The sequence below is a fragment of the Advenella sp. genome, from assembly GCF_052108595.1.
Classification (GTDB): domain Bacteria; phylum Pseudomonadota; class Gammaproteobacteria; order Burkholderiales; family Burkholderiaceae_B; genus Advenella.
Genome location: NZ_JBQEAU010000135.1, coordinates 1 through 9,873, shown reverse-complemented (window position 1 = coordinate 9,873; position 9,873 = coordinate 1). Strand labels below are relative to the sequence as shown.

9 protein-coding genes are annotated in these 9,873 nt (G+C 55.3%); 2 read left to right on the top strand and 7 right to left on the bottom strand.

Annotation, left to right across the window (positions count from 1 at the left end; genetic code table 11):
• Together ACTIKR_RS18450 and ACTIKR_RS18445 are read left to right on the top strand one after the other, a co-directional pair.
• The coding region (locus ACTIKR_RS18450; RefSeq protein ID WP_442328631.1) for an efflux RND transporter periplasmic adaptor subunit at positions 1–1,264 on the top strand (1,264 nt) is incomplete at its 5' end.
• Positions 1,257–2,819, top strand: a complete 1,563-nt coding sequence (locus tag ACTIKR_RS18445) for a DHA2 family efflux MFS transporter permease subunit (protein WP_226817168.1) — start codon at positions 1,257–1,259, stop codon at positions 2,817–2,819. The genes ACTIKR_RS18450 and ACTIKR_RS18445, both read left to right, overlap by 8 nt.
• 45 nt (positions 2,820–2,864) lie before the next feature.
• On the opposite strand, the gene ACTIKR_RS18440 is transcribed toward ACTIKR_RS18445, so the two are convergent.
• The 7 genes from ACTIKR_RS18440 to tssB all read right to left on the bottom strand — a co-directional run bounded on the left by ACTIKR_RS18440 (position 2,865) and on the right by tssB (position 9,783).
• A complete protein-coding gene (locus tag ACTIKR_RS18440; RefSeq protein ID WP_442328630.1) occupies positions 2,865–3,515 on the bottom strand; it encodes a DUF3540 domain-containing protein in 651 nt (216 codons plus the stop codon).
• 39 nt (positions 3,516–3,554) lie between these two features.
• Entirely contained in the window at positions 3,555–5,480 is a 1,926-nt protein-coding gene (gene tssF, locus ACTIKR_RS18435) for a type VI secretion system baseplate subunit TssF (protein ID WP_193089830.1), read from the bottom strand.
• Positions 5,480–6,034, bottom strand: coding sequence for a type VI secretion system baseplate subunit TssE (gene tssE, locus ACTIKR_RS18430; RefSeq protein WP_226817170.1), 555 nt, complete (start codon positions 6,032–6,034; stop codon positions 5,480–5,482). The genes tssF and tssE overlap by 1 nt, the downstream gene beginning before the upstream one ends.
• Positions 6,035–6,097: 63 nt before the next feature.
• Positions 6,098–6,919 (bottom strand): type VI secretion system accessory protein TagJ, encoded by an 822-nt coding sequence (locus tag ACTIKR_RS18425; protein ID WP_442328629.1) that lies wholly within the window; start codon positions 6,917–6,919, stop codon positions 6,098–6,100.
• A 114-nt stretch (positions 6,920–7,033) separates the two neighbouring features.
• Positions 7,034–7,519, bottom strand: a complete 486-nt coding sequence (locus tag ACTIKR_RS18420) for an Hcp family type VI secretion system effector (protein ID WP_193089832.1) — start codon at positions 7,517–7,519, stop codon at positions 7,034–7,036.
• A gap of 187 nt (positions 7,520–7,706) precedes the next feature.
• Positions 7,707–9,203, bottom strand: a complete 1,497-nt coding sequence (tssC, locus tag ACTIKR_RS18415) for a type VI secretion system contractile sheath large subunit (protein WP_193089833.1) — start codon at positions 9,201–9,203, stop codon at positions 7,707–7,709.
• A 13-nt stretch (positions 9,204–9,216) separates the two neighbouring features.
• Positions 9,217–9,783: a type VI secretion system contractile sheath small subunit gene (gene tssB, locus ACTIKR_RS18410; RefSeq protein ID WP_226817172.1), complete on the bottom strand. Its 567-nt coding sequence runs from the start codon at positions 9,781–9,783 to the stop codon at positions 9,217–9,219.
• Between the last annotated feature and the right edge of the window lie 90 nt (positions 9,784–9,873).

The window sequence follows — 9,873 nt, the reverse complement described above, 5'->3', positions numbered from 1 at the left end:
ACACAAGAAGAAGCCTGCCGGCAACAAACGCGGTTTTCTGTTCAAGCTGTTGTTCCTGGCCATTGTGATCATCGCCATTATTGCGGGTGTCATGTATTACCTGAACGGCCGCTGGTATGAAAGCACCGACGACGCCTATGTGCAGGGCAATATCATTCAGATCACGCCGCAGGTTGAAGGCACCGTGGTGGGCATTTTTGCTGACGATGGCGACTTTGTACATGCCGGTGATACGTTGATCCGCCTGGATCAGACCGAGGCAGAAGTTGCCTTGAACCAGGCCAAGGCCACGTTGGCCAAAACCGTAAGGCAAGTGCGCAGCCTGTACAGCCAGGCCAGCGGCGCCAAGGCCACGTCGGGCGCGCAGCAGGCATTGGTGCAGGCTCAGGAATCTGCAGTCAAGGGAGCCAAAACGGCACTGGACAAGGCAAAGGCCGACTACAGTCGCAGACAGAAGCTGGTCAAGTCCGGCGCCATTTCCGAAGAGGAAAGCGCACATGCCAGAGACGTGTTTCTGCAGGCACAAAGCCAGTACCAGTCTGCTATCAGCCAGCTTGAAGCAACGCGCAGCCAATTGACGGCATCCGAGCAGAACGCCGAGGTGAGCAACGCGCTCGTGGCCGGCACGCTGATCAACCAGCATCCCGATATTCTGGTTGCCGAGTCCAAATTGAAAGCCGCCTATCTGACCTATGTGCGCAGCACGATCACGGCCCCAGCCGATGGCTATGTCGCCAAGCGTGCGGCGCAGGTCGGCCAGCGCGTGGCCGCAGGCAGTGCCATGATGGCCGTGGTTCCGCTGAAAAACGCATGGATTTACGCCAACTTCAAAGAAACACAAATGAAAGACATGCGTATCGGCCAGCCGGTAAGCATTACCTCCGATCTTTACGGCGACGATGTGGTCTATGACGGCGTGATCAGCAGCCTGGGCATTGGCACGGGCAGCGCCTTTGCTCTGTTGCCGGCCCAGAACGCCACCGGCAATTGGATCAAAATCGTGCAACGGATCCCGGTGCGCGTGGAGTTTGCCAAACCTGAGCAACTGGAAAAACACCCGCTGCGCATTGGCATGTCCATGTTTGTTCAAGCCGATCTGCACAACACCGAGGGGGCAGTGCTTGCCAGCGGTATCAATCCAAACAGCAAGCTGTTGACCACGATTTACGATCAGCAGGTGGCTGCGGCGGATCGGTTGATATCAGACATTGTGCAACAGAACCTGGCGACCAACGTTCCCGATAATACAAGCGCCGATGAGTAACGAAAAATCCAGGACGGTGCCGCCCGGCACGCCCACGCAACCGTTCGCCCCGGCCAGCTTGTGGCTGACAACCCTGGGTCTATGTCTTGCCACCTTCATGCAGGTGCTCGACACCACGATCGCCAATGTGTCGTTGCCAACCATTGCCGGCAACCTTGGCGTCAGTTCGTCCCAGAGCACCTGGATCATTACCTCGTTTGCCGTGAGCAACGCCATCACCTTGCCACTGACCGGCTTTCTGAGCCGGCGCTTCGGTGAAGTGCGCCTGTTCAATATCTGCACTGTCCTGTTTGTGATTACGTCGTTTCTTTGCGGCATCTCTACCAATATGACGGAGCTGATTGCTTTTCGCGCCTTGCAGGGTGCAGTGGCAGGCCCGATGTATCCGATCACGCAAAGCCTGCTGATTTCCATTTATCCTGCGGCGCGACGCGGCATGGCGCTGTCCATCCTATCCATGGTCACGGTGGTGGCGCCCGTCGCCGGTCCCATCCTGGGCGGCTGGATTACCAGCAGTTACTCGTGGGAATGGATTTTCTTTATCAATATTCCGGTGGGCCTGTTTGCCAGCTTTATTGTCTTTATCCAGATGCGAGCCCGTCCGGTTTCGATCATTAAATCCGGCGTGGACTATATGGGTCTGATTCTGCTGATTGTGGCGGTGGGTTCGCTGCAAGTGGTATTGGACCTGGGTAATGAGAAAGACTGGTTCGGCTCGGACTTTATCGTGATACTGACGATCGTGGCGGTTATCGGCACGATTGCATTCCTGATCTGGGAGCTGACTCACCCCAATCCCATTGTGAATCTGACGCTCTTTCGGCATCGCAATTTCGCGTTCGGCACCATTGCCCTTATTTTCGGCTACTCCGCCTTCTTTGCCATCAGCTTGCTGATCCCCTTGTGGTTGCAGCGCACCCTGAACTATGACTCGATGTGGTCGGGAATTGTGTCTGCGCCTATCGGTATCCTGCCGGTCTTTCTGGCGCCAATCGTGGGCAAATATGCCAATCGTATTGATCTGCGTGTGCTGGCATCCCTGTCGTTCGTTGTGATGTCGTTCACCTCGTTCTGGCGCGCCGACTTCACCACCGATCTGGATTACATGCATATTGCCATGACCCAGCTGGTACTGGGCCTGGGTGTGGCGTTTTTCTTCATGCCGGTGCTAACCATTCTGCTGTCTGATCTGCGCCCCGATGAGATCGCTGCTGGCTCCGGCCTGGCGGCCTTCTTGCGAGTGCTGGGAGGCAGTTTCTCGGCGTCGATTACCACATTCCTGTGGGACCATCGCGCTGTTATTCATCATGCCCAGCTAAGCGAAAATATCAATGTCTATAATCCGACAGCGGTAGAAGCATTGAAGCAGTATGGAGAAACCACCGAGATTGCCGCCTATAACATCAATAACCTGATTAATCAGCAGGCATTGCAGATATCATTCAATGAAGTCTTCTGGGGACTGGGCTGGCTGTTTGTGCTGCTGGTCGGACTGGTCTGGCTGACCAGACCGCCGTTCATGGCCAAGCCGGGCGCTGCCTCTGGTGCCCATTGAGGCGATCGAGCGACAACGGGTGCGGCCATTGGCACGCGCCCCGGATCACCCCATATGGATCTGTTTGCCATCGACCTTGACCAGGTCCTTGGCTGTGACCATGGTGTATTTGGAATGCAGGCGGGCAGATTGTTCAGCCTGATAATCGATGGTGCCAGCCCGCAGGTGTTCAACCTCTTCAGTCAGTTTGAACGATGTGCGGCTCATGAATGACAGACGGTCCATGATCGACTCGTAAACCTTGCCGATGACCCGCATCATGCCAACCGTGGTTTTCAGTTCACGACCGACATATTGCATCTCGTCGATGACACACTGGCCTTTTTCCGCACTCAGCTTCAATTGCGCGGTATTGATATCCAGCGCAGTGCCACCGCGCAATTGCATGGCAGCAGCACTGTGGATATTGACCGAGTCGGCAGAGATATTGAGCTTGCCCGGCACACTGACCGTGGATTCGTTCTGCTGTGCCTGTTCGATCACCGCAATCAGGTATACGCGCTCCCGTTCCGGGCCGCTGATAAGCACTGTGTCACCCACCTGGGGCTGCAACAGGCAACTGGCAGCGCGACGGCAGACCCATTCATGACCGTCGCATTCAACAACAAACTCCTGCTCATCCTGCGTTTTCACAACGCCGATCAGATGTACCGGATCGTAGACGGGGTAGGTTTTAGGCTGGGCAACTGAAGACATTTTTGTTCCTTTGGCGGTTGATCGTCAACATACAGCGATTCAGACGGCTGGCCGGGCGCCCATACGAGGCTTCCAGCGGGCCAGTTCGCCGTGCTGCATGGTAGACAGCACGAGCTCGGACATCATATTGATGGAGACATGCCGGGCAAAAAACTGCTCGAGCACGGCTCCGAACAAATAGGGACTGACACCGGAAAATGCCCCTTCATCCACTTCCAGATGAATTCGCGCACCCCTGCCAAACACGATGGGGCCTGGTACGGGTAACCGATGATGCACGGCCTCTACCCGTACATGCCGAACGCCATTAATCTGCTTGGCAATGGCCGGATCGGCGATATTTGCATATATTTTTAACATCTCACGCAGGGTTTGTGCGCCTTTTTCTGTATCCAAATCAATCAGGCTCAGATAATTGAGGCCCAGATGGCTGATCAGATGCCAAGCATAGGCGCCCTGGGCCAGTGCGGGCCGGGGGCGCGATGGTCCCCGCAGGATCTTGATGCCCTCGATGGGCGCCGACACACGCAACGCCAGATCGTTCTTCTGCCCAATCGGCATCAGCATGGGCAAATCGCGATTGGTACACAGCACATCCATACTCAGGTGCCGCAAATCCTCCGAAAACGGTGCCTGGTGTTTGTCCACAAGCGAAAGAAAGACCTCGCTACCGATATAACCGGTACGCGCGCCATTGCGCGCCGCGGTGTCAGACAGCAGACGGGGTTCACGTCGCATGGAGTAGTAAGCGCCATAATCGTCGGTATCGCTGCCCAGCGACCCGAAAAAGGGTCGAAATTCTTTCTCTGTCAGGTCCGATACATTCGAGTAGCCCGCTACCCGTGTCGTGTTGTAAACCTCGAAGTCCAGCGGTCGTGTACGATCGACCACCAGATGATATTCGTGGGTGTTGGGCGAAATCGTAATCCGGTCGGCTTTTTTTGGAAACAGGTTAACGACCGGCGTGCAGTGCAGCGCCAGATTCTCTGCGGTCACATTGCCTTCCAGCTCGGGCATGTCCTTGTCAAACAGGAATGTCAGCTCAAAGCAGCGGCTTTCCTGGCCACCCGCTGCGTTGGCGCTGCCCGCAGCGATGGCAGCCGGCAGCTTGAGCGCCTTTTGCATATTGTTGACGCTGAAGAACATGAAGCGAGTAGGAAAGGCAAAGTACTCCTGAATAATGCGATAGCCCTGAAAGATCCGGGCCTCGGCAGGCAGCAGCGCTTGGTCGCTCTCGAACCCTTCATGACGCAGGTCATTGACATTGATGCGGTTGATCCACTTGACCGGCTTTTCAGCATCATGGCACAGCACCGTAATGGTATGCCCCATGATGAGTTCGAGCAAGCGCTGCATGTGAATGTCCTGACCATTCAAATGAAATACCAACTGATCCAGCTTGAATTCGTGCAACTTGACGCCGCCCTTGATTTCCAGCCGAATTCGCAGCGAGCTGCGCACAGGCTGGTTCCGGTTGTTCAGATTCATCCGCTTCAAGGGCAGATCGGGCGGAACGCCCGAGAGCTCGGCGCTCGTCACCTGCAATGGCCACAGGGTCAGTGCGTGACCGGTCACAAATTCGCAGGGTGTCTGTTCCGTCTTGGGAATACGGCCACGCATGACCGTCCCCTTGGGCAGGGTAAAGCCCTTAGCCAGGCTGCCCTCGTTCATGCTGGGAGAAACCTGCACCACGGCCATGGATGGGGTCGGCGCCAGATAATTCGGATAAACCACTTCGAGCAAACGCTGGGAAAACTGCGGAAACTCGGCATCCATTTTCATGTGGATGCGCGCAGTCAGGAAACTGAAGCCTTCAAGCAGGCGTTCGACATACGGGTCTGCCACCTCGATGCCATTCATCCCCAGGCGACCTGCTATCTTGGGATAATGATCGGCGAACTCCTTGCCCATCTCCCGAATGTAGGCAAGTTCACGATTGTAATAATCCAGGAAACGCTGTTCCATCAGACAGTCCCCTGTTCCTGCAGATCCATATGGCCGCTTTCCAGATCAATGTCGGTACGGAACAGAAACTCGCGCGGATAGGGATTACACCAAAGTTTGCCGCGGATCTCCAGGCTGAGCACATTATGATGCTCCAGCGAGGTCACTTCGCTGACACAGGCCACTTCCAGCGAGTCGGCCAGAATACGCGGTTCGAAATGAATAATGGCCGTCTTGATGGACTGCTCCATATCAACCCAGTCGATCTCGGACATGCGCCTGCCGGCCAGCGCTTCGACGCCGAAATTGACAGTTGAATGACGCACCTGGGGAAAGGCATCCAGGTCATCTACGGTTTCAATATTGACCGTGTTCAGCACCCAGCGCAGGTCCCGCAGTACGGCATGGCGCAGCGTATCGTAAGTGATCATGACGCTGTCACGGCTTTCCTTTTTTTTCAGCGGTTCGTTGTCCGTGAGGCGATCCAGCAATGCCGGCTGCAAACGGTCCTTGGCAGCGCGACGCTCGCGCATGCCGAATGCCGTCCGTTTACCTGAAATGTCTTCCATATCCATATACGACACACCTGTGACTATCTTGCTTTTGTTCTATTTCTGTTTCCGATACAGGCAGGCGGATCAGTTCAACTGCCCATGATGAAACGTGACGCTGCGCATATCCAACAACGCATACTCGCCCGCATCGGTCATCCACATTTTCTGTCCGGTTCCGAAATAGATGTCCTGGCTGATCTGCTGCCAGTCTGTACGGCGCGACAGATTGCTGGCATCGTCCAGATCGGCATAATTTTTATCGGCAGGCGCCGGATAACGCGCCGGGATCAGGCCGATCTGCGAACGGCCGCTCACAAGCGTGATTTCGGCCTGGACCCAGATCAGATCGGTCAGGCCTTCCGGCTGGATCAGACGCAACGACTGGATCATATCCATGGGAACCCAGCCATAGCGGCCATTGGCAATAACCTCGCACACCGGGCCAAGGCGACTGTCGCCGTCACACAGCCAGTCAAATGCCTGCCCCTGCTCCTGCCCATTGACCACGACCGTGCCCGACACAGCCGGCGCCACTTCCAGCGCCTGCTCCCGCAAGGTGTGCGCGGTCTCGCCGTCACTGCGCAATGCCTCAAGCAACATGGCCATCCACTCGGGTGGCTGCTCGAATACCGCCGGCGTTTTCTCGCCACGAAAAACGGCTTCGCGCTCCTGCTCCGCCGTAATGGCGCCGGTATAGAGCACGGCAACGGGCTGGGCCTGGGCATTCATTTCAGAGCTCAGTTTTAATTGCTCAAATGCCTTGTCCCACAACCCCTTGACGGCCAGCAACTGGAACAGCCGGGCACGCAGATCGGCGTCAGCCGGTTTTTTTCTTATCTGTGCCTTCACCTGATCGAGCTGTTCATCAACGCTCTTGCCATCCAGTGCCTTTACGATGCCTGTCATATCCATTCCGTAATAAAAAATGCAATGAGCTAACAGATACCCAACGGGGCATACCTGTTAGCTCCTGTGGAGCCTGAAAAAAAGCTCCCTTGCTGTCAACGCGACAAAAGCCGATTAACCGACGATTTTGTTTTGTTTGACGTCATAGGCAATAATAGATTCAGCACCTTTGCCGCCCTGCTCTGTTTGCTCCCAATACTGCTGCTTGACTTTGGCAGCCTGGAAAGCATAGCTAACCATCATGGCATCACCGTCGTGCGCGCCTGTGTATTGAACAGAAGTCACCAGAACGTCTTCCAGCGTAATTTTGGAGTATTCCACCTGTGTGCCACCGGCCTTGCACACGGATACTTCAACCCTGCTCAGGTGTTTACCGGTAGAGCAGTGTTTCATCACTGCTGGTGCAGCCCGGTCAACGCGGGCAACAACGTTCAGGTCGTTAAAGCTGGCTTTACCAGTACCACCGCCACCGCCGGTAGCCATGGAACCGGGTTGTGTTGCACCCCATGCGAAAGACTGGATGTCGCTCCAGTCCTTGTGGTTGGAATCCTTGGATTCGCCGTTTGCACCTTCAATTTTCATAAACATATCAACAGCCACAATTTTCTCCTAGTGAGCTAATTAATTTGATTTGCGATCAGGCCACTTCGGCCTGTCATTGCTTCACATACTACTTACAACTGTAGATATCCCCGACCGCTGGATATCCGGTTTTGTCCGACACATCGCTTCGATGCGCCGGCCAATCGTCACTGCCCTGTGTAAGGGCAGCATTGTTCTGGAGCAATCAGCTATCGTTCTGTTTGAGCGACGGCAGTTTGGATACAAGACGCAGCGACACCGTCAGGCCTTCGAGTTGATAATGCGGACGCAGGAAGAACTTGGCAGCGTAATAGCCCGGGTTGTCTTCGATCTCCGTAACCTGGACCTCGGCGGCGGCCAGTGGCTTGCGCGCCTTTGTTTCCTGCGACGAGTTGGCCGGATCACCATCGACATAATTCATGATCCAGTCATTGAGCCAGCGTTCCATATCGTCACGTTCACGGAACGAACCGATTTTGTCGCGCACAATACACTTGAGATAATGCGCAAAGCGGCAGCATGCAAACAGATATGGCAGGCGGGCCGACAACCGGGCATTGGCTGTGGCATCCGGGTCGTTATATTCATGTGGCTTTTGCAGCGACTGCGCACCGATGAAGGCGGCAAAGTCGGAGTTCTTGCGATGAACCAGCGGCATGAAGCCGTTTTTGGCCAGCTCGGCCTCACGACGGTCGCTAATAGCGATTTCCGTGGGGCATTTCATATCGACGCCGCCATCGTCGGTGGGGAAGGTGTGGCAAGGCAGGTCTTCGACTGCGCCGCCGGACTCGACGCCACGAATAGAGGTGCACCAGCCGTATTCCTTGAAGGAGCGGTTGATGTTGGAAGCCATGGCGTAGGCCGAATTGGCCCAGGTATAGCGCTCATGCGTGGCGCCGTCAGTGTCCTCTTCAAAATCGAATTCGTCCACCGGATTGGTGCGCGAGCCGTAAGGTAAACGCGCCAGAAAGCGCGGCATTGCCAGGCCGATATAGCGTGAGTCTTCTGACTCGCGCAAACTGCGCCAGGCGGCATATTCGGAGTTTGTAAAGATTTTGGTCAGGTCCCGCGGGTTGGCCAGTTCCTGCCAGGAATCCATCTGCATGACTTCTGGCGATGCACCGGAAATGAATGGGCAGTGGGCAGCCGAAGAAATGCGCGCCATTTCACCCAGCAGTTCAACGTCTGGCGGGCTGTGATCAAAATGATAGTCGCCCACAATGCATCCGATGGGCTCACCGCCAAACTGACCATACTCTTCTTCGTAAACACGCTTGAAAATCGGGCTCTGGTCCCAGCCGACGCCCTTATAGCGTTTGAGGGTGCGACCCAGTTCCCTCTTGGTGATGCACATCACGCGGATTTTCAACAACTCGTCCGTTTCGGAAGTGTTGACCAGGTAATGCAGGCCGCGCCAGGCGCCTTCAAGTTTCTGGAACTCGTCATTGTGCATGATCAGGTTGATCTGCTCGGACAGTTTGTGATCAATCTCCGCAATAATCGCCTGGATGGTCGAATAGGCATCGGAAGACATGGTGACCGTGTTGGTCAGCGCCTGTTCGGCCAACGTGCGCACCGCATTCTCTACCGCTTCACGGGCCTGGTCGGTCTTGGGCTTGAATTCTTTTTTCAGTAATGAAGCGAGACCATCGGACTGCAGTCCTTCCAACTGTGCCGCTTCTTTCTGTACGCTCGTGCTCATTTAACTCTTCCTGTTACTTGCTGGTATCGTCTGCGTCGGGTGCAGGCTTGTCGGCCTCGGGGGCAGATGTATCCTTGTTCGGCGCAGCAGCCAGCGTTTTCATCAGGGCCGGGTTCTTCAGTACCTTGCTGATGAGTTCTTCTGCGCCGGTCTTGCCGTCCATGTAGGTCAGCAGATTGGCCAGTTCAGTACGCGCCTGCAGCAGTTCATTAAGCGCATCCACCTTGCGCGCCACCTGTGCCGGTGAAAAATCGTCGATGCTGTCAAAGCTCATATCCACACTGAGCACACCGTCGCCGGTCAGGGTATTGGGCACCTGAAATGCCACGCGCGGCTTGATGGCCTTCATGCGCTCATCGAAATTATCAATATCTACTTCAAGGAATTTTCGGTCGTTGATATCGGCCTGCGGCACTTCGGATTTACCGGCAAGATCAGCCATGACACCCATGACAAATGGCAACTGAATGGTTCTTTCGGCACCATAGATTTCAACGTCATATTCGATCTGCACACGCGGAGCGCGGTTTCGTGCAATGAACTTCTGGCCGCTTCTGCGTGACGACATTCGTGTAGCCATTCTTTACTCTCCAACTCTTGGCCGGCTGAACCGGCGGATCATATTTATCTAAATCTGTTTACTCTTCGCGGGGCAGCCAGTTTTCAAACT